This is a genomic window from Planococcus salinus (assembly GCF_003719725.1).
Taxonomy (GTDB): domain Bacteria; phylum Bacillota; class Bacilli; order Bacillales_A; family Planococcaceae; genus Planococcus; species Planococcus salinus.
Window position 1 is genome coordinate 1 of the sequence record NZ_RIAX01000011.1, and the last position, 22,076, is coordinate 22,076.

The 22,076-nt window shown below is 46.1% G+C and carries 37 protein-coding genes; all 37 read right to left on the reverse strand.

The window, feature by feature from the left end; all coding sequences use genetic code 11:
* Nucleotides 1–419: 419 nt before the first annotated feature.
* Nucleotides 420–1,109: a KinB-signaling pathway activation protein gene (locus EEX84_RS13335; RefSeq protein ID WP_123166152.1), complete on the reverse strand. Its 690-nt coding sequence runs from the start codon at nt 1,107–1,109 to the stop codon at nt 420–422.
* Nucleotides 1,110–1,320: 211 nt separating this feature from the next.
* Nucleotides 1,321–2,382, reverse strand: a complete 1,062-nt coding sequence (locus EEX84_RS13345) for an Mrp/NBP35 family ATP-binding protein (protein WP_123166154.1) — start codon at nt 2,380–2,382, stop codon at nt 1,321–1,323.
* A 510-nt stretch (nt 2,383–2,892) separates the two neighbouring features.
* Complete coding sequence (gene rpsI / locus EEX84_RS13355) at nt 2,893–3,285, reverse strand: 30S ribosomal protein S9 (protein WP_123166156.1); 393 nt, start codon at nt 3,283–3,285, stop codon at nt 2,893–2,895.
* A 28-nt stretch (nt 3,286–3,313) separates the two neighbouring features.
* Nucleotides 3,314–3,751: a 50S ribosomal protein L13 gene (rplM, locus tag EEX84_RS13360; protein WP_123166157.1), complete on the reverse strand. Its 438-nt coding sequence runs from the start codon at nt 3,749–3,751 to the stop codon at nt 3,314–3,316.
* 190 nt (nt 3,752–3,941) lie between these two features.
* Nucleotides 3,942–4,685, reverse strand: coding sequence for a tRNA pseudouridine(38-40) synthase TruA (truA, locus tag EEX84_RS13365; RefSeq protein ID WP_123166158.1), 744 nt, complete (start codon nt 4,683–4,685; stop codon nt 3,942–3,944).
* 11 nt (nt 4,686–4,696) lie between these two features.
* Entirely contained in the window at nt 4,697–5,494 is a 798-nt protein-coding gene (locus EEX84_RS13370) for an energy-coupling factor transporter transmembrane component T family protein (protein ID WP_123166159.1), read from the reverse strand.
* The gene (locus EEX84_RS13375; protein WP_123166160.1) at nt 5,491–6,363 is read right to left on the reverse strand and encodes an energy-coupling factor ABC transporter ATP-binding protein; all 873 of its coding nucleotides are present in this window, start codon (nt 6,361–6,363) and stop codon (nt 5,491–5,493) included. The genes EEX84_RS13370 and EEX84_RS13375 overlap by 4 nt, the downstream gene beginning before the upstream one ends.
* Nucleotides 6,339–7,187 (reverse strand): energy-coupling factor ABC transporter ATP-binding protein, encoded by an 849-nt coding sequence (locus tag EEX84_RS13380; RefSeq protein WP_123166161.1) that lies wholly within the window; start codon nt 7,185–7,187, stop codon nt 6,339–6,341. The genes EEX84_RS13375 and EEX84_RS13380 overlap by 25 nt, the downstream gene beginning before the upstream one ends.
* Before the next feature lie 466 nt (nt 7,188–7,653).
* Complete coding sequence (rplQ, locus tag EEX84_RS13390) at nt 7,654–8,028, reverse strand: 50S ribosomal protein L17 (RefSeq protein WP_123166163.1); 375 nt, start codon at nt 8,026–8,028, stop codon at nt 7,654–7,656.
* A gap of 47 nt (nt 8,029–8,075) precedes the next feature.
* Nucleotides 8,076–9,020, reverse strand: a complete 945-nt coding sequence (locus EEX84_RS13395; RefSeq protein ID WP_123166164.1) for a DNA-directed RNA polymerase subunit alpha — start codon at nt 9,018–9,020, stop codon at nt 8,076–8,078.
* Between the two features lie 131 nt (nt 9,021–9,151).
* Nucleotides 9,152–9,541, reverse strand: a complete 390-nt coding sequence (gene rpsK / locus EEX84_RS13400; RefSeq protein WP_123166165.1) for a 30S ribosomal protein S11 — start codon at nt 9,539–9,541, stop codon at nt 9,152–9,154.
* A gap of 25 nt (nt 9,542–9,566) precedes the next feature.
* A complete protein-coding gene (gene rpsM, locus EEX84_RS13405) occupies nt 9,567–9,932 on the reverse strand; it encodes a 30S ribosomal protein S13 (protein WP_123166166.1) in 366 nt (121 codons plus the stop codon).
* A 23-nt stretch (nt 9,933–9,955) separates the two neighbouring features.
* The gene (gene rpmJ, locus EEX84_RS13410) at nt 9,956–10,069 is read right to left on the reverse strand and encodes a 50S ribosomal protein L36 (RefSeq protein ID WP_006828951.1); all 114 of its coding nucleotides are present in this window, start codon (nt 10,067–10,069) and stop codon (nt 9,956–9,958) included.
* 37 nt (nt 10,070–10,106) lie between these two features.
* Nucleotides 10,107–10,325, reverse strand: a complete 219-nt coding sequence (gene infA, locus EEX84_RS13415) for a translation initiation factor IF-1 (protein WP_006828950.1) — start codon at nt 10,323–10,325, stop codon at nt 10,107–10,109.
* Nucleotides 10,326–10,735: 410 nt separating this feature from the next.
* Nucleotides 10,736–11,389 (reverse strand): adenylate kinase, encoded by a 654-nt coding sequence (locus EEX84_RS13420; protein ID WP_123166167.1) that lies wholly within the window; start codon nt 11,387–11,389, stop codon nt 10,736–10,738.
* 62 nt (nt 11,390–11,451) lie between these two features.
* The gene (gene secY, locus EEX84_RS13425; protein WP_123166168.1) at nt 11,452–12,747 is read right to left on the reverse strand and encodes a preprotein translocase subunit SecY; all 1,296 of its coding nucleotides are present in this window, start codon (nt 12,745–12,747) and stop codon (nt 11,452–11,454) included.
* Nucleotides 12,747–13,187, reverse strand: a complete 441-nt coding sequence (gene rplO / locus EEX84_RS13430) for a 50S ribosomal protein L15 (protein WP_123166169.1) — start codon at nt 13,185–13,187, stop codon at nt 12,747–12,749. The genes secY and rplO overlap by 1 nt, the downstream gene beginning before the upstream one ends.
* Nucleotides 13,188–13,220: 33 nt before the next feature.
* On the reverse strand, nt 13,221–13,403 hold the full coding sequence (gene rpmD, locus EEX84_RS13435; RefSeq protein WP_084242175.1) for a 50S ribosomal protein L30: 183 nt from the start codon (nt 13,401–13,403) through the stop codon (nt 13,221–13,223).
* Between the two features lie 14 nt (nt 13,404–13,417).
* Nucleotides 13,418–13,918, reverse strand: a complete 501-nt coding sequence (gene rpsE / locus EEX84_RS13440) for a 30S ribosomal protein S5 (protein ID WP_123166170.1) — start codon at nt 13,916–13,918, stop codon at nt 13,418–13,420.
* A 20-nt stretch (nt 13,919–13,938) separates the two neighbouring features.
* Entirely contained in the window at nt 13,939–14,301 is a 363-nt protein-coding gene (gene rplR / locus EEX84_RS13445) for a 50S ribosomal protein L18 (protein WP_123166171.1), read from the reverse strand.
* A 33-nt stretch (nt 14,302–14,334) separates the two neighbouring features.
* Nucleotides 14,335–14,874 (reverse strand): 50S ribosomal protein L6, encoded by a 540-nt coding sequence (gene rplF / locus EEX84_RS13450; protein WP_123166172.1) that lies wholly within the window; start codon nt 14,872–14,874, stop codon nt 14,335–14,337.
* 30 nt (nt 14,875–14,904) lie between these two features.
* Nucleotides 14,905–15,303 carry a 30S ribosomal protein S8 gene (gene rpsH / locus EEX84_RS13455; RefSeq protein WP_006828942.1) on the reverse strand — a complete coding sequence of 133 codons (399 nt, stop codon included), beginning with the start codon at nt 15,301–15,303 and terminating at the stop codon, nt 14,905–14,907.
* A gap of 29 nt (nt 15,304–15,332) precedes the next feature.
* Nucleotides 15,333–15,518 (reverse strand): 30S ribosomal protein S14, encoded by a 186-nt coding sequence (gene rpsN, locus EEX84_RS13460; protein WP_123166173.1) that lies wholly within the window; start codon nt 15,516–15,518, stop codon nt 15,333–15,335.
* 19 nt (nt 15,519–15,537) lie between these two features.
* Nucleotides 15,538–16,077 carry a 50S ribosomal protein L5 gene (rplE, locus tag EEX84_RS13465; protein ID WP_123166174.1) on the reverse strand — a complete coding sequence of 180 codons (540 nt, stop codon included), beginning with the start codon at nt 16,075–16,077 and terminating at the stop codon, nt 15,538–15,540.
* A gap of 28 nt (nt 16,078–16,105) precedes the next feature.
* Nucleotides 16,106–16,417 carry a 50S ribosomal protein L24 gene (rplX, locus tag EEX84_RS13470; protein WP_008432514.1) on the reverse strand — a complete coding sequence of 104 codons (312 nt, stop codon included), beginning with the start codon at nt 16,415–16,417 and terminating at the stop codon, nt 16,106–16,108.
* A 35-nt stretch (nt 16,418–16,452) separates the two neighbouring features.
* The gene (rplN, locus tag EEX84_RS13475) at nt 16,453–16,821 is read right to left on the reverse strand and encodes a 50S ribosomal protein L14 (RefSeq protein WP_052654106.1); all 369 of its coding nucleotides are present in this window, start codon (nt 16,819–16,821) and stop codon (nt 16,453–16,455) included.
* Between the two features lie 47 nt (nt 16,822–16,868).
* Nucleotides 16,869–17,132: a 30S ribosomal protein S17 gene (gene rpsQ, locus EEX84_RS13480; protein WP_123166175.1), complete on the reverse strand. Its 264-nt coding sequence runs from the start codon at nt 17,130–17,132 to the stop codon at nt 16,869–16,871.
* 24 nt (nt 17,133–17,156) lie between these two features.
* On the reverse strand, nt 17,157–17,357 hold the full coding sequence (rpmC, locus tag EEX84_RS13485) for a 50S ribosomal protein L29 (RefSeq protein ID WP_123166176.1): 201 nt from the start codon (nt 17,355–17,357) through the stop codon (nt 17,157–17,159).
* The gene (rplP, locus tag EEX84_RS13490) at nt 17,347–17,781 is read right to left on the reverse strand and encodes a 50S ribosomal protein L16 (RefSeq protein ID WP_123166177.1); all 435 of its coding nucleotides are present in this window, start codon (nt 17,779–17,781) and stop codon (nt 17,347–17,349) included. Before rplP ends, rpmC begins: the two co-directional genes overlap by 11 nt.
* 1 nt (nt 17,782) lies before the next feature.
* Nucleotides 17,783–18,439: a 30S ribosomal protein S3 gene (rpsC, locus tag EEX84_RS13495; protein ID WP_123166178.1), complete on the reverse strand. Its 657-nt coding sequence runs from the start codon at nt 18,437–18,439 to the stop codon at nt 17,783–17,785.
* 3 nt (nt 18,440–18,442) lie between these two features.
* Nucleotides 18,443–18,784, reverse strand: coding sequence for a 50S ribosomal protein L22 (gene rplV, locus EEX84_RS13500; RefSeq protein WP_123166179.1), 342 nt, complete (start codon nt 18,782–18,784; stop codon nt 18,443–18,445).
* 19 nt (nt 18,785–18,803) lie between these two features.
* Nucleotides 18,804–19,082, reverse strand: coding sequence for a 30S ribosomal protein S19 (gene rpsS / locus EEX84_RS13505; RefSeq protein ID WP_123166180.1), 279 nt, complete (start codon nt 19,080–19,082; stop codon nt 18,804–18,806).
* 60 nt (nt 19,083–19,142) lie between these two features.
* Complete coding sequence (rplB, locus tag EEX84_RS13510; RefSeq protein ID WP_123166181.1) at nt 19,143–19,973, reverse strand: 50S ribosomal protein L2; 831 nt, start codon at nt 19,971–19,973, stop codon at nt 19,143–19,145.
* Between the two features lie 46 nt (nt 19,974–20,019).
* The gene (gene rplW / locus EEX84_RS13515; RefSeq protein WP_123166182.1) at nt 20,020–20,304 is read right to left on the reverse strand and encodes a 50S ribosomal protein L23; all 285 of its coding nucleotides are present in this window, start codon (nt 20,302–20,304) and stop codon (nt 20,020–20,022) included.
* Nucleotides 20,304–20,927, reverse strand: a complete 624-nt coding sequence (rplD, locus tag EEX84_RS13520; RefSeq protein ID WP_123166183.1) for a 50S ribosomal protein L4 — start codon at nt 20,925–20,927, stop codon at nt 20,304–20,306. Before rplD ends, rplW begins: the two co-directional genes overlap by 1 nt.
* A gap of 29 nt (nt 20,928–20,956) precedes the next feature.
* Complete coding sequence (gene rplC, locus EEX84_RS13525; protein ID WP_123166184.1) at nt 20,957–21,586, reverse strand: 50S ribosomal protein L3; 630 nt, start codon at nt 21,584–21,586, stop codon at nt 20,957–20,959.
* A 48-nt stretch (nt 21,587–21,634) separates the two neighbouring features.
* Complete coding sequence (gene rpsJ / locus EEX84_RS13530) at nt 21,635–21,943, reverse strand: 30S ribosomal protein S10 (RefSeq protein WP_123166185.1); 309 nt, start codon at nt 21,941–21,943, stop codon at nt 21,635–21,637.
* Nucleotides 21,944–22,076 lie beyond the last annotated feature (133 nt).

The window sequence follows — 22,076 nt, forward strand, 5'->3', positions numbered from 1 at the left end:
TGTTCGGTTTTCAAGGTTCAAGTTGTTTGTTTAAGTTGCTGTCGTTCTTGACGACTTTTATTATATTAAAGCATGATTCAATTCCTGTCAACAGATTTCAAAAAGTTTTTTTCAAGTTCTTTTATTTCTTTATAAACTGTGTAATTAGCCCGAAATTCCAGGCCTCCATTGCCTTTCTCTTCTATTATGTTTCGCCTTCAATGGGAAAAGTGACTCTCATCTTCTTCGCTGCTTCAAAAACCAACACGCTGAAAGATTTTTGTTTTTCATTTTCCTGAATGACGCAAAAAAACGGCTGGAACGTAGTCAACCGATTTAGTTTCCGTTGTGCCGGTTTACACTTCGCCAAGCTTTATCGCCAATAAAAAAGCCGTTGCTACTCTCCCTTCAAGGGAAATTCGCAACAGCGCTTCTTACTATTATTGTTTCTTCACAGCCGGCTTGTTTGCTGCGGCTCTTCGTTTCGCACGGCGTTCTTCGAGTTTCAGGCGGTCTTCTTCAGACTTGGCATTGTATTTCGGCAACATCAGCAGCTGATAAGCATTGACTGATAAGAACGGGAACAGCAGCAGGGTCACCCAGCTGTCGATGTTTCCGGCTTCCACCATCAGTGCAGGGAGCCATTCCAATGTCGTTACGGCGATCATGAAAAACAACGCCGAGATGAATGTCGACTTGTTGGTCCACTTGGCCTTGAAATAAGCTGTCACCAATGCCGTTCCGATCAGAATGGCCAATAGACCCGCATACAGCCAGCCCTGTGCTGCCGTTTCGGCGTTTGGCGCAAAGCGGAACGTTATCAAATCGAATATCACAATCGCAATGATCAGCAGTTGCACCCAATTCCATAAGCGCAGCGTCCGGAACATGTTGACGCCGAACTGGTGAATCGTCAAATAAGCGAAAAAGCCCATTTGCGCAATGATACTCATCGTAATACCAACAACCACCATCCATGCAAAGCCAGCCAGAAATTCTCCCCATTGGCCATTTTGAAAAGCTTCTGCAAAGACATCATTCCAGCGGATGAATAAACCAAGAACGCCGGTGATTCCTCCACCGATCAAGATTGCATTTATGAAAAATTTTACCCAATTTCGTATTGTCACTTGAATGCCTCCGTTATTTGAAGTCCTTCTAAGATTGTATCAACCTGAAGAAAAAAAATCCATCAGCCCCGCTCCAAACTTGTGAACAAACCTTGACACTACAGGAATGTTGTCTGAAGCGGCTGTTCCCTTTTCAAGACCGCCCCTTATCTTCAGCGCTTCCCAATAAAGAAACCGGAAAATCAAAGGATTTCCCGGTTTTGCATGTATTTTATTTTTTCTCAAACTGTTTCAGGATCTGGTCGGCAATTTCTCCGTAAATCTTGCCTGTCGGATGATCTTCCAAGTAAACGGAAGGTGCAAAATCTTCTTCGTTCCAATCCGGTTGACCGAGAGGGATTTGACCGAGCAGCGGCACTTGCAATTCTTCAGCCAGCTTAGGTCCGCCACCTTGTCCAAAGAGGTATTCTCTGTTGCCGGTTTCCTTGCTTTCAAACCATGCCATGTTTTCAATGACACCCAGTACTTCATGATCCGTCTGCAGCGCCATCGCTCCTGCACGGGCTGCTACGAAAGCGGCCGTCGGATGCGGAGTGGTGACCACGATTTCCTTGGACGCCGGAAGCATCTGGTGAATATCCAGAGCCACATCTCCTGTCCCTGGTGGAAGGTCCAGCAGCAGGTAATCAAGATCGCCCCACTCTACGTCACGGAAAAACTGATCCAACACTTTCCCGAGCATCGGGCCACGCCACACGACCGGCATGTTCTCTTCTACGAAAAAGCCCATGGAAATGACTTTTACGCCGAAGCGTTCCACCGGGATGATGGTGTCTCCGCGGACAACCGGCGTTTTTTCAATTCCCATCATATCCGGCACACTGAAGCCGTAAATATCCGCATCGATCAAACCCACTTTTTTTCCCATGCGTGCAAGGGCAATCGCCAGGTTGACGGAAACGGTCGATTTCCCTACACCGCCTTTTCCGCTGGCGATGGAGATGAATTCAACTTTGTTCATCGGAGACAGTAGATCCTGCGCTTCCGATTCGCTGGCTGTACCGCGGAACTGAGACAAGGCTTCAGGCGGCAGTTCTTCAAAACGGATACCGACAGAACCCGCTCCCGCTCCTTTCAGTGTTTCCACGACTTTCATCTGCAATTGCATCTGTTCCGGCGTGTTGGTCTTGGCAATCGCCAATTTGACACTGACGTGGTTTTTCTCTTCTTTGATCGTCACCGACGTAATGCCGTTTGTTTCTGTCAACGATCTATGTAAAAACGGATCCTGCAACTCTCCGAGTAATTCGCGAACTTGTTGTTCTGTTAACATATCCATACACTCCTTATGTCTTTAGCTCACCGTCAAGTATAACACAGCTGCCATCATTTTAAATCTATTCAGTCTTTTAAAAGAAAAGCGGAAATGGACCGTTCAGTTCCGACTGTCTTACGACCTCAGAAGCTGGCCGTTGGAGTCTGGACAAAGAAAAGCGGAAACGGCCGTTCAGTTCCGACTGTCTTACGACCTCAGAAGCTGGCCGTTGGAGTCTGGACAAAGAAAAGCGGAAACGGCCGTTCAGTTCCGACTGTCTTACGACCTCAGAAGCTGGCCGTTGGAGTCTGGACAAAGAAAAGCGGAAACGGCCGTTCAGTTCCGACAGGCGTAAGACGGTCTGGCGAAGCGGCATGTTCTCAGCCGCACAGCCAGAGTGGCTTACGACCCGAGGAGCTGGCCGTTGAAGCCTGGACAAAGAAAAGCAGGACCGGCCTCTTAGCCAAAAACATTTCCACAAAAAAACAAAACCCCTGTTCTCCGAAGAGAAAAGGGGTTTTCGATAAATTAACGTTTTGAGAACTGAGGCGCACGACGAGCTGAACGAAGACCGTATTTTTTACGTTCTTTCATCCGTGGGTCGCGTGTCAAAAGTCCAGCTGATTTCAATGCCGGACGGAAAGCAGGGTCTACAGTAAGTAGAGCGCGTGCGATACCGTGACGGATTGCGCCAGCTTGTCCAGTGAACCCGCCGCCATTGACGTTTACGAGTACATCGTAGCTTCCTAGAGTTTCAGTAGCTACCAATGGTTGTTTGATGATTTGCTCAAGAGTTTCGTAAGGGACATAATCCGATACGTCACGCTTGTTGATTGTGATTGTGCCGTCACCCGGTACTAAACGTACGCGAGCTGTTGAGTTTTTACGGCGACCTGTACCAATATATTGAACTTGTGCCAAGGGTGTATCCTCCTCTTATTTGCTATTATTATCCGCGAAGCTGGTAAGTTTCTGGTTGTTGAGCCTGATGGTTATGCTCTGGTCCTGCATATACGTGCAATTTCTTGAAGATCTGACGGCCTAGGGAGTTTTTAGGAAGCATCCCTTTAATCGCCAATTCAAGCATTTTTGTTGGGTATTTCGTGCGCATTTCAAGTGCTGTACGCTGTTTCAAGCCACCGCTGTATTGTGTGTGGCGGTAGTAGATTTTGTCTGTAAGCTTTTTACCTGTAAGGTGAATCTTGTCTGCATTGATGATGATTACGTGATCACCAGTGTCAACGTTCGGTGTGAATGTTGGTTTGTATTTACCGCGCAGGATTGAAGCGACTTCAGAAGCCAAACGTCCAAGAGTTTGTCCTTCTGCATCGACAACCAACCATTTACGCTCTACTTCGTGACCTTTAGCCATGAATGTTGTACGCATGTATATTGTCCTCCTAATGTATCGTCTCATTTAAAAAATCATGTGTTCCGTTGTTCCGTTTTTTCGTTATCCCTAAACACAAATAACCTTCCGGGGCATATCGTGGGGGTAATGAAAATACCATACATCATCTTATAACGCCAGCGCCTGAAAGTCAAGCGTTTTTGTAAAAACACCAGGAAAAGTTGCTTCAGTGTTCATACGTCACTTTTTCCAGGTATAAACCGTGGGCTGCCGCAGTTTTTCCAGCTGCATCCCGATCGGCTGCCCGGAGGATTTCAGCAAGCTCTTCCGGCTTTCGCCGTCCGACTCCTATTTCCTGCAGCGTGCCGGCAATGATCCGGACCATATTGTATAAAAAGCCGGAGCCTTCTATCACCATATGCAATTCTTCACCGTGTTCTTCAAATTCCAACCGGCGAATGGTCCGGACTTTATCGACGACTGCTGTGTTCGCCGCGCAGAAACTGGAAAAGTCATGAGTGCCCAGCAACGCTTGAGCCGCCTGTTTCATCGCCTCTACATCCAAAGGCTGTTTGACATGGACCAGGTAATTGCGGGTAAACGGACTGATGATCTGGCGCCGGTCCCATTTGTAGCGGTATGTCTTCCCGGATGCATGATAGCGTGCATGGAAAGTTTGATCCACTTCTTCGATATGCCAGATCCGGATATCTTCCGGCAGCAATACATTCAACGCTCTCAGCCACCCTGCCAGCGGAATAGTGAGCGGCGTATCGAAATGGATGACCTGCCCTGTGGCATGGACTTTTGCATCGGTCCTGCCACTTGCCACGACTTGAACCCTTTGCCCTTTATGAATCCTTTCCAGGACGTTCATCAGCTCCAACTGCACGGTTCGTGAGTCCGGCTGGATTTGATAGCCTGCAAACCCCGAGCCGTCATAAGCAATCTTCGCACGTAATCGTTTCATATATTCTCTCCTTATGAGCGGAAATACCAAAGCGTGCCGGCCAGTGCAACCAGCACCAGCAAACTGGCTGTGTCTTTGAAGCGCCAGTTCAGCTGGCGATAACGCGTCCGGCCGCTTCCTCCGCGGTAACCCCGCACTTCCATTGCTGTCGCCAAATCTTCCGCCCGCTTAAAGGCACTGACGAATAAGGGAATGAGCAATGGAACCACCGCTTTGATCCGTTCTTTGACAGGACCGGACCCGATGTCCGAGCCACGGGCCATTTGCGCTTTCAGTATTTTGCCGGTCTCATCCATCAGCGTCGGGATGAACCGAAGCGAAATGGACATCATGAGTGCCAGTTCATGCACCGGCAGCTTGAGGCGTTTGAACGGCCCAAGCAGAACCTCAATGCCGTCCGTAATGGAAATAGGGGATGTGGTGAGTGTTAAAATACTCGTGATAAAGACCAGCACCAAAAATCGGATGGCAATGAAAATCCCTTGCCGCAACCCTTCTTCATATATGGACATAAACCCTAAATCCAGCAGCACCGCTCCTTCTCTTGTGAAAAGGATATGGAGCAGAAAAGTGAAAATCACTAAAATCATCACTGGTTTCAAGCCGTTCACTAAAAAGTACAAACGGATTCTGGACATAAATACCACAAGCAAAGTAAAGCCTATTAACAGGCCATATGTGATGGCATTGTTAGCCACAAAGACAATGGCGATGAACAAAAAGACAAACAGGATTTTAGCGCGCGGATCCAGGCGGTGCACGAGCGAATCACCGGGAATAAAGCGACCGAAAATCATTTTCTCCATCATTCGGAATCACGCCCTTCCGCCAGTGCCAGCGCGATGTTTTTAGCCAACGCCTCTTCTGTTAATGAAATGCCGTCCAGCTTGAGCCCCGTCCGCGCTTCAAAATGCCGCTGCAGGCGGACTGTCCGGGGAGGCTCCAGGCGGTAATCTCCCAATTGTTCCTCATCTGCAAAAATCACACCCGGCTCCCCAGTGACCACACAGCGGCCGTTGTGCATGATGGCGACTTGATCAGCATAGCGCGCCGCATCTTCCATACTGTGGGTAACCAGCACCGTCGTGAGCCCCTTCTGGATGTGCAGCTGATGGAACAAGTCCATGATTTCCCGCCGTCCGCGCGGATCCAACCCGGCAGTCGGTTCATCCAGCACCAGCACTTCAGGATCCATGGCCAGCACACCGGCAATCGCGACTCTGCGCATTTGCCCTCCAGACAAGTCAAAAGGGGATTTGCCCAACACTTCTTTGGGCAGACCCAACTGTTCGACAAGTTCGTGCGCCCGGCGGCTTGCTTCTTCTTCCGGAACTCCGTAATTCAAAGGTCCGAACATAATATCTTTCAGCACCGTTTCATCAAACAGCTGCTGTTCGGGAAACTGAAACACAATGCCGACCTGGCGGCGTATATCCCGCAGATTTTTCGCTTTGACGCCGGCTTCGATTTTTCGGTCTCCGATGATGACCGCGCCTTCTGTCGGCTTCAGCAAAGCATTTAAATGCTGCAGCACCGTCGACTTCCCTGAGCCTGTATGGCCAATGATTGCTGTGTAGGACCCGGACGGGATATGCAGCGAAACATCAGTTAACGCCCTTTTTTCAAAAGGCGTGTCCACTGCATAGCTATAGCCTACTTGTCGGAGTAAAATGTCCATAGTTCATCCACCAATTCGTCTTCAGTCATGTGTTCTCTCGTGAGCGGCAAACCCGCTTCCCGGAGTAAATGCGTCATCCGCATAGCAAAAGGCAGATCCAGGCCCAGTTTGGTCAGTTCATTTCCTTCCAAAAATACCGAATCAGGCGTACCTTCCCCGTGCTTATGCCCTGCATTCATCACCAGGATGCGGTCAGCCAGCGCCGCTTCTTCCAGGTCATGGGTAATGGAAATAACAGTTAGCCCCGTGGCTTCACGGAGTTCCCGGATGGTCTCGATCACTTCCACACGGCCCTGCGGATCCAGCATGGAAGTGGCTTCATCCAGAATCAGCAGTCTCGGCTTTAAAGCCAGTGCGCCTGCAATGGCGACGCGCTGCTTCTGGCCGCCGGATAAATGATGGGGTTCGTGATCCACGTACTCTTCCATCTTTACTTGATGGAGAGATTCTTTCACACGCTTCACCATTTCTTCGTGCGGTACACCGTTGTTCTCCAGCGCAAAAGCCACGTCGTCCTGAACCGTAGCCCCGACAAACTGATTATCCGGATTTTGGAACACCATGCCCATCTGGGACCGGATATCCCATAAACTTTCCTCGGACATGGTTTGGCCCATGGCACGGACTGTCCCCTGCTGCGGAAACAGTAACCCATTCATCAACTTGGCGATGGTTGATTTGCCTGAACCGTTATGGCCGACAATGGCGATCCATTCCCCATCCTGTATCGAAAAGGATAAGTTCTCCACTGCAGGACGGACCGACTCGTCTTCCGGCATATATGTGAATGTCACATCTTCAAATGACAATATCGTCGAATTCATCTAAGCTCGCCTCCCCGTTCTCTCCTAAGCTCTACTCTACTCGTTTTCAGAAGCATATGTAAAATAAATTGAAACCCCAACCAGCGTGGCTTTCTGCGAGTTGCCAGTTGCACTCTACAGGCTTTGACAGTCAATTGATTTTCCGTTAAAGCAGAATAAATAAAAAAAGCGCGCACCTCATTCAGAGAAATGCGCTTTTCTGTCTCTATGGCTCCCCGGTTGCTTAAGCCGGGGTTGAATGAGGTGCGTAGAGCTAGACGAGACGCCACCATACAGGCTCGCTCATCATAACACTCAGCTTTTCATATTGTCGTATAAACCATGATGCTAAAAGAAGAGGGTCAATACCCTCTCCCAGTAATTCAATGATGCCCCGGCGTCGTTGCGTCAGAATCCCGAAGAGCGCATGCGCCAATCTAAATCCGTGGCAACCGCCAAAGGCTTTAACCTGGATCGATGACCCAAATTAAACTAATTCGATGATAACGATTGGTGCGCCGTCTCCACGACGAGGCCCCATTTTCATGATGCGTGTGTAGCCGCCTTGACGGTCTGCATAACGCGGTGCAACGTCGTCAAACAATTTTTGCAAAGCAAAAGATGTGCTTTCGTTGCCTTCCTCATCAGTAGTCGTTACTAGCTCACGACGGATATAAGCTGCAGCTTTACGGCGTGCATGAAGATCTCCGCGTTTGCCAAGTGTAATCATTTTTTCTACAGTTGAACGCACTTCTTTCGCACGAGCTTCAGTCGTTTGAATGCGTTCGTGTACGATTAGGTCTGTTGTAAGGTCACGTAATAGTGCTTTACGTTGAGAACTTGTACGTTGAAGCTTTCTCATTGAAGTTTCCCTCCTTTGTTGAATAGTTCGGAACGGACTTTGGATGCTTAATCTTCTTTACGAAGACCCAGTCCTAAATCTTCCAATTTCACTTTCACTTCTTCAAGTGATTTACGTCCAAGGTTGCGGACTTTCATCATGTCGTCTTCCGACTTGCTTGCCAGTTCGTGTACCGTGTTGATACCCGCACGCTTCAAGCAGTTGTAAGAACGAACCGAAAGATCAAGTTCTTCGATCGTCATCTCGAGGACTTTTTCTTTTTGGTCTTCTTCTTTTTCAACCATGATTTCAGCCGTTTGCGCCTCGTCTGTCAATCCTACGAAGATATTCAAATGCTCTGTAAAGATTTTTGCGCCAAGCGCGATTGCTTCTTTCGGACCGATGCTGCCATCTGTCCAGACATCAAGGGAAAGTTTATCGAAATGCGCCAGTTGGCCCACACGGGTATTTTCCACTTGGAAATTAACGCGTGAAACAGGAGTGTAAATAGAGTCAATCGGGATGACACCAATCGGAAGATCTTCACGTTTGTTCTGATCTGCACGGGCGTATCCACGACCACGGTTCGCATACATGCGCATACGGAGATGGCCGCCTTTCGCGATTGTTGCAATATATAGATCCGGATTCAGAATTTCCACGTCACTGTCGTGCGTGATATCTGCAGCCGTAACCGTTCCGTCACCTTTCACATCAATTTCAATGACTTTTTCTTCGTCAGAGTAAATTTTCAGAGCCAGTTTCTTGATATTCAAGATGATGGAAGCCACATCTTCTTCTACACCTTCGACTGTAGAAAATTCATGCAGTACTCCGTCAATTTGAATAGAAGTAACAGCGGCGCCTGGTAAAGATGAAAGTAAGATTCGACGTAAGGAGTTTCCTAAAGTGGTTCCATATCCACGCTCAAGAGGTTCAACAACAAATTTACCAAACTTGGAATCGTTGCCGATCTCAACCGTTTCAATCTTTGGTTTTTCTATTTCGAGCATTCATTTTACCCTCCTTCAAAACGTCGGTGTATTTTTCGCTTCATCAAGAATTCGATAGTCACAGACTTTCGCTACAGTTCGGAACACATTCAGTAAGTCGTGATGTTCAGAAATCCTATTCAGATTAACGATTACACGCGACGGCGTTTTGGCGGACGGCAACCGTTATGAGGTACCGGAGTTACGTCTTTGATAGCTGTAACTTCCAGTCCGGCAGCTTGAAGTGCACGGATAGCAGCCTCACGACCTGAACCAGGACCTTTAACTGTAACTTCCAAAGTTTTAAGGCCATGTTCCATTGATGTTTTCGCAGCAGTTTCAGCAGCCATTTGAGCAGCGAAAGGTGTCGATTTACGTGAACCTCTAAATCCTAGAGCACCTGCGCTTGACCAAGATACTGCGTTTCCTTGCGTATCGGTAATAGTAACAATTGTGTTATTGAATGTTGAGCGGATGTGAGCAATACCGGATTCGATATTCTTTTTCACACGACGCTTACGAGTTTGTTGTCTACGTGCCATGTTAAGAAGAAACCTCCTTTACTGATTATTTTTTCTTGTTAGCTACAGTTTTACGAGGACCTTTACGCGTACGCGCATTGTTCTTCGTGTTTTGACCGCGTACAGGTAGTCCACGGCGGTGGCGAATTCCCCGGAAGCTAGCAATTTCCATCAAGCGTTTGATGTTCATAGAAACTTCACGACGAAGGTCACCTTCGATTTTGTACTGATCTAGTTGCTCACGGAGATTGTTCAACTCATCTTCTGTAAGATCACGAACTCGTGTGTCTTCAGAGATTCCAGCAGCAGAAAGAACTTTCTGTGCAGTAGTTTTCCCAACACCGTAAATGTATGTTAATGAAATAACAACGCGTTTATCGCGCGGAATGTCAACACCAGCAATACGTGCCATGTGTGCGATGCACCTCCTTCAAATTAGCCTTGTCTTTGTTTGTGTTTCGGATTTTCACAGATTACCATTACTTTACCGTTTCTGCGAATAACTTTACATTTTTCACAGATCGGCTTTACAGATGGTCTCACTTTCATCTAACCCAACCTCCTTAGTAGTCCGGAGTGCAAAAGATTATTTAAAACGGTATGTGATACGACCGCGTGTTAAATCGTAAGGAGAAAGTTCCACTGTCACTTTATCTCCTGGCAGAATGCGGATGAAATGCATGCGAATCTTGCCTGATACATGTGCAAGAATCGTATGGCCGTTTTCCAGTTCCACTTTAAACATCGCGTTAGGCAAAGTCTCAACGACTGTTCCTTCGATTTCAATTACATCGTCTTTCGCCATCGACCCAGTCTCCCTTCTGTATACAAATCAGGTTCTCATCTTCAAACAGTATTTGCTGATTGAATAGGTGTATGTTATTCATTCGCAAGGAATGCATGAGTGACATTTGAAAGACGCTATCCGAGTTCCGCCTCCCGCACACAAGCGGGGCGGGGGTAATCCGGTTAAGTCAGTCTGTCGTCTCATGTATCCTCGACTGCCCGGACTGCCTTGGATGAGTTCCAAACCCGTTACACAGATGCTTCCACGAAACCCATTATACTCGTTCCGACGAGGAAATGCACGGTCATGCAATTCTTCACCAGCATTCGCATAGCAGGCCTTGTTTGCTTTTGCAGCTCACGAAAATTCATATCTCCGGTGCTCCTTAAAGCCACATGGAGGCAACTAACTGCGCCCGGCGCCGGGAATTATCCTCGGTCGCCCTTTAGAAGAGCATCAATGTCAGCAAATACTTTTTGAATATCCTGCTGTCCATTTATATTTTCCAACACGTTTCTGTCTTCATAGAAGTCAAGAAGCGGTTGTGTTTGTTGCATATTTACTTCTAAACGCTTTGTGACGGTCTCAGGTTTGTCGTCTTCACGCTGATACAGTTCCGCACCATCTTTGTCGCACACTCCCGTCACTTTCGGCGGGTTGAAGACAGTATGATAAGCAGTTCCGCATTGTCTGCAAATCCAACGACCTGTTAAACGTGCAATTAGTTCGTCTTGTTCAACTTGGATATTTACGACATGCTCGATTCGTTTGCCAAGATCAGCCAGAAGAGATTCCAGCGCTTCAGCTTGAGGAACTGTGCGAGGGAAGCCATCCAATAGGAAGCCTTTCTCACAATCCGGCTTGCTGAGTCGCTCCCGGACGATACCGATAGTCACTTCGTCAGGTACAAGTGCACCTTGATCCATGAACGATTTTGCTTTCAAGCCCAGTTCCGTTTCACCTTTGATGGCTGCACGAAACATATCACCTGTAGAAATATGAGGGATGTCGTACTTCTCAACAATTTTGTCTGCTTGTGTGCCTTTGCCGGCACCTGGTAGACCCATTAATACGATATTCATACGTTTTGCCCCCTCAGACAATTGGACAAGAGACGTTTTCACGCCCCCTCTTCATCCATTGATTATTTCATAAAGCCTTTATAATGACGTTTCACAAGCTGCGATTCCAATTGCTTCATCGTTTCAAGCGCAACCCCTACAACAATCAATAAACTGGTTCCGCCGATTTGCGCCGATTGCGGTAAATTCGCAACGTTGATAAAGAAAATCGGAAGAATTGAAATGACTGCCAGGAAGATGGCTCCGACAAAAGTCAAACGGTACAGCACACTTGTCAAATAATCCTGCGTATTTTTACCCGGACGGATTCCTGGAATATATGCACCCTGCTTTTTCAAGTTATCCGACACGTTTTCAGGATTCACCTGGATGAATGCGTAGAAATACGTGAACGCTACGATCAGAGCGACATAGATGACCATGCCGACCGGACGTGTATAGTCGAACGTATTTTGAATGGCATCCGTAAACGCGTTGGCACCAAAGAAAGAAGCAATGGTTTGCGGCGTAATGATGAACGCCACTGCAAAGATTACCGGGATAACTCCGGCCGCGTTTACTTTCAAAGGTAAATGTGTTTGTTGCCCACCGGTTGTTTGGCCACGACCAGCAACCCGCTTTGCATACTGGATCGGAATTTTACGCAACGCTTGTTGAACATAAATCACCAATACAGTAATGGCAACAACAGCCAATGCCAGCAAAGCCATGATGGCAATGTTGATCGGGAGTTGATCTCCAGCCCCTTCGATCTGCTGAGCATATAATTGATTGATGGCGCCTGGTACTGCAGCGACAATCCCTGCGAAGATGATAATCGAAATACCGTTCCCCACACCTTTTGCCGTAATCTGCTCACCAAGCCACAATAGAAATGCTGTACCACCAGTTAACACAATCGCGATGACGATGTAAGTTGAAATCGTATCATTCTGTATTAAGGACCCACCATACATTTGGTTAAACCCGTAAGACATTCCGATTGCCTGGATAAAGGCCAGTATAATTGTGAAATAGCGAGTGAATTGTGCAAGTTTTCGTCTTCCGACTTCTCCTTGTTTGGCCCACTCTGCAAATTTCGGTACAACGTCCATCTGCAGAAGCTGCACAATGATTGACGCGGTAATGTAAGGCATGATTCCCATTGCTAAAATCGAAAAGTTAGCAAGGGCGCCTCCACCGAAAGTATTTAAGAAGCCGATCAGACCCATTTGGTCTGTCGCCTGTAATACTTCTGCATCAACATTCGGCACCGGAACGAATGTCCCGATACGGAAAATGACGAGCATCAGTAATGTAAAGATGATTTTATTTCGAATATCAGTCACGCGCATAAAATTGGAGATTGTCTGAAACATTAAACCACCTCGGTTTGTCCGCCGGCAGCTTCAATCGCTTCTTTAGCTGATCCAGAGAATTTGTGAGCTTTCACTGTCAATTTCTTTTCCAGGCTACCGTTGCCCAGAATTTTGATTCCAGCTTTTTCGTTGCTCACAACACCTGTTTCGATAAGCAATTCTGGTGTAATTTCTGTGCCGTCTTCGAAACGGTTCAGCGTATCGACGTTCACGATTGCGTATTCTTTACGGTTAATGTTCGTAAATCCACGCTTCGGCAAACGACGGAACAATGGGTTTTGACCACCTTCAAAGCCAGGACGAACACCGCCGCCTGAACGAGCGTTTTGACCTTTATGACCTTTACCTGCCGTTTTACCAGTTCCTGAACCGATACCACGTCCAACGCGCTTTCTCGAGCTGCGTGAACCTTCTGCTGGTTTTAATTCATGAAGTTTCATTTGGTTGGCACCTCCTTCTATAGAAATCAGGGATTAAACTTCTTTGATAGTTACTAAGTGAGCGACTTTGTCCAGCATTCCACGAATGGCTGCGTTGTCTTGGTGCTCAACTGTTTGATGCATTTTGCGCAACCCAAGAGATTGAACTGTTTTGCGCTGTGCCGGTTTTGAACCGATCACAGATTTTGTGAGGGTAATTTCCAGTTTAGTTGCCATGTCATTTTCCCTCCTTATCCGAATAACTCTTCTGTAGTTTTGCCACGAAGCTTAGCCACTTCATCAGCATTCTTCAGTTGAGTCAAACCATTAATAGTAGCACGTACCATGTTGATTGGTGTGCTTGAACCTAGAGATTTAGACAAGATATCCTGTACTCCGGCAAGCTCAAGTACCGCACGGACAGGTCCGCCTGCGATAACTCCAGTACCCGGTGAAGCAGGTTTGATAAGAATCTGACCTGCACCAAAGCGGCCAGTTACTAAGTGTGGAGTTGTTCCTTTAACCATTGGTACTTCAATTAGGTTCTTCTTCGCATCTTCAACAGCTTTGCGGATAGCTTCTGGAACTTCTTGTGCTTTCCCAGTACCAAAACCGACTTTGCCATTTTTGTCGCCAACAACAACTAATGCGGAGAAACGGAAACGACGTCCACCTTTTACAACTTTCGCTACGCGGTTAATCGTAACTACGCGTTCTTCAAGTTCAAGTTTGTTTGGATCAATACGACGCATGAAATGTGTCCCTCCTTCTATTAAAATTGTAAACCATTTTCGCGTGCTGCTTCTGCTAGCGCTTTAACACGCCCATGATATAAATAACCACCGCGGTCAAAAACAACCGATTTCAACCCTTTTTCAGTAGCACGTTTTGCGACTAGTTCGCCAACTTTTGCTGCTGCTTCCACGTTGCCTGTAGCATCGCTTCCGAAGTCTTTTTCCATAGAAGATGCACTTGCAAGTGTCACACCATTCATGTCATCGATCAATTGAGCGTAAATGTATTTATTTGAGCGGAAAACGTTCAAACGCGGACGTTCTGCTGTACCCGTAATTTTTGAACGGACACGAGCGTGACGTTTTTTGCGTGATGCGTTTTTATCGAGTTTCGTAATCACTGAGGTCACTCCTTTCAGCCTGCCTAAGCAGCATTATTTACCTGTCTTACCTTCTTTGCGGCGAACTGCTTCTCCTTCGTAACGGATCCCTTTGCCTTTATACGGCTCTGGTGGACGCGTTGCGCGGATGTTTGAAGCAAGTGCTCCAACGCTTTCTTTATCAATGCCTTTGACAACGACTCTTGTGTTGCCGGCAACTTCGATCTCAACTCCTGTTGGAGGTGTGAACTCGACTGGGTGTGAGTAGCCCACGTTAAGAATCAATTTTGACCCTTGTAATTGAGCACGATATCCGACACCGACCAATTCAAGCGCACGTTCGAATCCAGCAGAAACACCTGTTACCATGTTTGCCAGCAATGCGCGGCTTGTACCGTGGTTTGTACGGTGGTCTTTTGAATCGGAAGGACGTGTCAATGTTAACACGTTATCTTCTTGTGTGATTGTAATATCTTTGTTAATTGAGCGAGATAGCTCGCCTTTAGGGCCTTTGACTGTTACGAAGTTGTTGTCGTCAACTGTAACCGTAACTTCAGCAGGCACCTCGATTGGTTTTTTACCTACACGTGACATTCTGTTGCACCTCCATTCGTTTGTTGCTTATTACCAAACGTATGCTATGATTTCTCCGCCGATTTGTTTCGCGCGGGCTTCTTTGTCTGTTACTAATCCTTGTGATGTTGATACTAATGCGATTCCCAAACCGTTTAGTACGCGTGGCACCTCGTTAGTTTTCGCGTAAACACGCAATCCTGGTTTTGAAATACGTTTCAATCCAGTAATAACGCGTTCGTTGTTAGCTCCGTATTTCAAGAAAATCCGGATCATGCCTTGTTTATCATCTTCAACATATTCTACGTCACGAACGAAACCTTCACGCTTAAGGATTTCAGCGATGTCTTTTTTCACATTAGAAGCCGGAAGCTCTAATTTCTCGTGACGAACCATGTTTGCATTACGAATGCGTGTCAGCATATCTGCAATCGGATCTGTCATTGTCATTACTTTTACCTCCTTCCCAAATTAGGGGATTACCAGCTGGCTTTTTTCACGCCAGGAATTTGTCCCTTGTATGCAAGTTCACGGAAACAAATACGGCAAAGTTTGAATTTGCGTATTACTGAATGCGGGCGTCCGCATCGTTCACAGCGCGTATAATCTTGTACTTTATACTTTGGCGTGCGTTTTTGTTTTGCGATCATGGATTTTTTAGCCACGTTTACGCCTCCCTCATGTTTACTTTTGGAACGGCATTCCGAATTGTGTCAATAACTCACGAGCTTCTTCATCAGAATTCGCAGTTGTTACAATTACGATGTCCATCCCGCGTACTTTCGAAACTTTATCATAATCGATTTCAGGGAAGATCAATTGTTCTTTCACACCAAGTGTGTAGTTGCCGCGGCCGTCGAACGATTTGTTCGAAACCCCACGGAAGTCACGTACACGTGGAAGTGAGATAGCAATCAATTTATCCAGGAAGTCATACATACGCTCTCCGCGCAGTGTCACTTTACATCCGATCGGCATACCTTCACGTAGACGGAAGCCTGCGATAGATTTCTTAGCTTTTGTGATAACTGGTTTTTGACCAGTGATTGTTTGCAATTCCTCAACAGCTGAGTCAAGAGACTTCGTGTTTTGGACAGCTTCACCGACACCCATGTTGACAACGATTTTGTCGACTTTAGGAGCCTGCATCACTGATTCATATTCAAACTTGCTCACTAGAGCAGGAGTGATTTCATTCGTATATTTTTCTTGTAGGCGGTTCATGTGTGTACCCTCCCTTCATTCAGGAATTTTATTTATCTAATTTTTCACCGGATTTTTTTGCAACACGAACTTTTTTACCATCTTCAACCTTGTATCCTACACGAGTCGGCTCGCCGGATTTCGGGTCAAGTAGCATAACGTTGGAAACGTGGATTGCTGCTTCTTGGCTGACAATTCCGCCTTGCGGGTTTGCCTGGTTCGGTTTTGTATGCTTTTTCACGATGTTAACACCTTCTACAAGCACACGGTCCTTCTTTGGTAAAGCAGTCAAAACAACACCTGTTTTGCCTTTATCTTTACCAGAGATCACCTTAACTGTATCGCCTTTTTTAACATGCATTCTGTCGCACCTCCTTGGTATGGCACATTGATTTATTAAAGAACTTCAGGAGCAAGTGAAACGATTTTCATGAAGCTGTTGTCGCGAAGTTCACGCGCCACAGGTCCGAAAATACGAGTTCCGCGTGGACCTTTGTCGTCACGAATAATAACACATGCATTTTCATCAAATTTAATGTAAGTACCGTCTTTACGGCGAGCTCCGCTTTTCGTGCGAACGATTACAGCCTTAACGACTTCACCCTTCTTAACAACGCCACCTGGTGTTGCTTTTTTCACGGTACAAACGATTACGTCACCGATGTTTGCAGTCTTGCGACCAGAACCACCAAGTACTTTAATCGCTAATACTTCACGAGCACCCGAGTTGTCTGCAACTTTTAAACGACTTTCCTGTTGGATCACTTAGGTAACCTCCCTCCGGAATTTCTTGTATTCCGAACTTATTTAAATTAGATAATAACCGCTTTTTCAATCACTTCTACGACGCGAAAGCGTTTAGTAGCTGATAGCGGACGAGTTTCCATGATGCGAACGATGTCGCCCATTTTCGCTTCGTTTTGCTCATCATGAGCCTTGTATTTTTTCGAGTATTTAACACGTTTGCCGTAAAATGCGTGCTTCTTTTGAGTCTCCACCATTACTGTAACGGTTTTGTCCATTTTGTCAGACACAACACGGCCTGTGTATACTTTGCGTTGGTTACGCTCAGTCATACTTGCAAACCTCCTCTCGATTTATCAGTTAGTGCCACTGATTTCTCTTTCATGAATCACAGTTTTCATACGGGCAATCGCTTTGCGTACTTCGCGGATGCGCGCAGTATTTTCTAATTGACCAGTAGCCAATTGGAAGCGAAGGTTGAAAAGCTCTTCTTTCAGTGATTTCACTTTTTGTTCGATTTCAGCAGTGGTTAGGTCACGGATTTCATTAGCTTTCATTCGATTCACCACCAATTTCTTCACGTTTTACGAACTTGGTTTTGATCGGAAGTTTGTGAGATGCAAGGCGCAATGCTTCGCGTGCCACTTCTTCAGATACTCCAGCAAGTTCGAACATTATTTTACCGGTTTTAACAACCGCTACCCAGCCTTCAGGTGAACCTTTACCAGATCCCATACGTACCTCTAGAGGCTTTTTCGTATATGGCTTATGCGGGAAAATTTTAATCCAAACTTTACCGCCACGTTTCATGTAACGAGTCATGGAAATACGTGCAGCTTCAATTTGACGGTTAGTGATCCAAGCTGATTCTGTAGCTTGAAGTCCGAACTCGCCGAATGCTACTTCTTTGCCGCCTTTAGCTTCTCCGCGCATCTTGCCTCGGTGCTCACGACGATATTTAACGCGTTTAGGCATTAACATATTATTTGCCTCCTTCCTCAGATTTCTTCTTAGTTGGAAGGACTTCACCGCGATAGATCCATACTTTTACGCCAAGCTTACCATAAGTTGTGTCTGCTTCAGCATGCGCATAATCGATATCAGCGCGTAGCGTATGGAGCGGAACAGTACCTTCACTGTAGTGTTCAGCACGCGCAATGTCAGCGCCGCCTAGACGTCCAGATACTTGTGTTTTGATCCCTTTAGCGCCAGAACGCATAGTGCGTTGGATGGCTTGCTTTTGAGCACGACGGAAAGACACGCGGTTTTCCAATTGACGTGCAATGCTTTCAGCAACCAATGTCGCATCAAGGTCAGCTCTTTTGATTTCTACGATGTTGATGTGTACACGCTTGCCAGTCATTGCGTTCAGCTGTTTGCGAAGTACTTCTACTTCGGATCCACCTTTACCAATTACCATACCTGGCTTCGCAGTGTGAATTGTAATGTTGACACGGTTTGCAGCGCGTTCAATTTCTGTTTTAGAAACGGAAGCTTCTTTCAAGCGTGCTTCGATGTATTCACGGATTTTAATATCTTCGTGAAGAAGTGTCGCATAGTCTTTTTCAGCGTACCATTTTGACTCCCAGTCACGAATGATGCCGATACGCATCCCGATTGGATTTATTTTTTGTCCCACGAATTATCCCTCCTTCTTCTCAGATACCACTAATGTGATGTGGCTTGTACGTTTGTTAATCGCGCTTGCACGTCCCATTGCTCTTGGACGGAAACGTTTCAATGTTGGTCCTTCGTCTACGAACACTTCGCTGACAACCAAGTTGTCCAGGTTCATTTCGTAGTTGTGTTCTGCGTTAGCAGCTGCAGATTTTAGCAACTTCTCAACAACAATCGATGCTGCTTTCGGAGTGTGACGCAAAATCGCAACGGCTTCGCCGATTTGCTTGCCTCGGATCAAATCTACTACTAAACGGACTTTACGAGGAGCAATACGTACTGTTCTAGCGACAGCTTTTGCTTGCATGGGGAAATCCTCCTCTCAATTAACGTCTTGTTTTCTTATCATCTGCACCATGACTAGCGTATTTGCGTGTTGGAGCAAATTCACCTAGTTTATGGCCTACCATATCTTCAGTCACGTATACAGGGATGTGCTTATGGCCATCGTATACTGCAATTGTCTGTCCGATGAATGTCGGGAAAATTGTAGAACGGCGAGACCAAGTTTTGATCACTTGTTTTTTCTCGGAACCTTTTTGCGCTTCAACTTTTTTCATAAGATGATCGTCAACAAAAGGTCCTTTTTTCAAGCTGCGGCCCATTTGGGATCCTCCCTTCGTGATTGCACCACGGTTCTACTCTGGAACCGTAGCGAAATCAAATTATTTTTTACGACGACGCACGATGAACTTGTCTGACTTGTTCGTTCTCTTGCGTGTTTTGTATCCAAGAGTTGGTTTGCCCCATGGAGACATTGGTGATTTGCGTCCGATTGGCGCGCGACCTTCACCACCACCATGTGGGTGATCGTTCGGGTTCATAACAGATCCGCGTACTGTTGGGCGTTTGCCTAACCAGCGTGAACGTCCTGCTTTACCGATGTTGATCAATTCGTGTTGTTCGTTCCCTACAGAACCGATTGTAGCGCGGCAAGTAGCAAGAATCATGCGAACTTCGCCTGATTGCAGACGAACAGTTACGTATTTTCCTTCTTTACCAAGAATTTGAGCTGAAGCTCCAGCTGAACGTACAAGCTGACCGCCAGCACCTGGTTTTAATTCGATGTTGTGGATTGTAGAACCCATTGGAATGTTTGCCAATGGCAAAGCATTTCCTGATTTGATGTCCGCTTCAGTACCTGACATGATTTGCGTTCCAACTGAAATTCCCTTAGGAGCCAGAATGTAACGTTTTTCTCCGTCAGCATAATGAATCAATGCGATGTTCGCAGAACGGTTCGGATCGTACTCGATTGTAGCAACGCGTCCTGGAATGCCATCTTTGTTACGTTTGAAATCGATGACACGGTATTGGCGTTTATGGCCACCACCGTGATGGCGTACAGTTAACTTACCTTGGTTGTTACGGCCACCTTTGCGCTTTGTCGGTTTCAAAAGCGATTTTTCAGGCTTGTTCGTCGTGATTTCAGCGAAATCTGAACTGGTCATGTTACGACGGCCGTTGGAGGTAGGTTTGTATTTTTTAAGCGCCATGTTGTTTCCCTCCTTCATATAGTAGTTCTTTTAAGAACTTTTCAAATTATACTTCGAATAATTCGATGTCATTGCTGTCAGCAGTCAATTTCACAATCGCTTTGCGGCGTTTGTTTGTGTAGCCTGCATGTTTGCCCATGCGCTTGAATTTGCCTTTGTAGTTCATGATGTTGACTTTTTCAACTTTCACGTCAAAGATTTCTTCAACCGCTTGTTTTACTTGTGTTTTGTTAGCGCGAGTGTCCACTTCGAAAGTGTACTTTTTATCTGCCATTACTTCAGAAGATCGCTCAGTAATGACCGGACGCTTTAGAATATCACGTGCTTCCATTAACTAAGCACCTCCTCAATTTTTTCTACTGCCGCTTTTGTCATGACCACTTTGTCATGTCCAAGCAGATCTAATACGTTGATGCCGTTTGCCGGCACTACTGTCATGCCTTGGATATTGCGCGCAGACAATGCTACGTTCTCATCAAGGTCAGCAGTTACGAACAACGCTTTTTTGCCAACTGAAAGGTCTTGCACCAATTTAGTGAATTCCTTTGTTTTTGGCGCATCGAAGTTCAATCCTTCAAGTACCATCAGGTTTTCTCCAGCCACTGCTGATGAAAGAGCAGAACGCAGAGCCAAACGACGGACTTTCTTAGGAAGTTTGTAGCTGTAGCTGCGTGGTGTCGGACCGAATACGATACCGCCTCCGCGCCATTGTGGTGAACGGATTGAACCTTGGCGGGCACGTCCAGTACCTTTTTGACGCCATGGCTTTTTACCGCCGCCAGCTACCTCAGAACGATTTTTTACTTTATGATTACCTTGACGAAGTGAAGCGCGCTGCGATACGACTGCGTCAAATAATACTGATTCATTTGGTTCGATACCGAAGATGGAGTCGTTCAATTCGATGTCGCCAACTTGTGAACCTGTTTGATTTAATAAAGCTACTTTAGGCATTCTTGTTTCCTCCTTTCCTATGAAAATGATTATTTCGCTTTGATAGCCGATTTTACTCGGACTAACGATTTGCGGGATCCAGGGACATTCCCTTTAACAAGAAGCAAATTACGCTCAGCGTCAACTTTCACGATGTGAAGGTTTTGAATCGTAATTGTGTTGCCACCCATTTGACCAGGCAATTTCTTTTGTTTGAATACACGGTTTGGAGCAACCGGACCCATTGAACCAGGACGACGGTGGTAACGTGAACCGTGACTCATTGGTCCGCGTGATTGTCCGTGGCGCTTGATAACACCCTGGAAACCTTTACCTTTTGTTGTTCCTGTTACATCTACTACATCGCCTTCTGCGAATACATCAACTTTGACTTCCTGACCAATCTCGTAATCAGCTAAGTTTACATTGCGAAGTTCGCGAATGAAGCGCTTAGGAGCAGTGTTCGCTTTAGCTACGTGGCCTTTAGCCGGTTTGTTGGAAAGCTTTTCGCGCTTGTCTTCAAAACCTAACTGAACTGCTTCGTAACCATCAACCTCAACTGTTTTCTTTTGAAGAACTACGTTTGCAGAAGCTTCAATTACAGTTACAGGGATTAAATCACCGTTCTCAGCAAAAACTTGCGTCATACCGATTTTTCTACCTAAGATTCCTTTGGTCATGTCGTCACACCTCCTGCAAATTTTTATGTTTTCTATTTCGTTTACCGATTAAAGTTTGATTTCAATGTCAACGCCGGATGGTAAATCCAGTTTCATCAATGCATCGACAGTTTGTGGTGTCGGATTAATGATATCGATTAGACGTTTATGTGTGCGCATTTCAAATTGCTCACGAGCATCTTTGTAAATATGCACTGAACGCAAGATTGTATAAACTGATTTCTCAGTTGGCAACGGGATCGGCCCCGATACGCTTGCACCTGAACGTTTAGCTGTTTCTACAATTTTCTCAGCAGACTGATCCAAGACTCTGTGATCATATGCTTTTAAACGGATACGAATTTTCTGTTTTGCCATTACTTTCCCTCCTTTTCGCCTATTTTTGATAGACATTCTCCACGAAAATTTTCCAATCACTCGCCATGGCAAAGCGGCCGGGTGTATCGGTAACCTCTCGCTTCATCGCAGTCAAAGACCAACATTCACCATT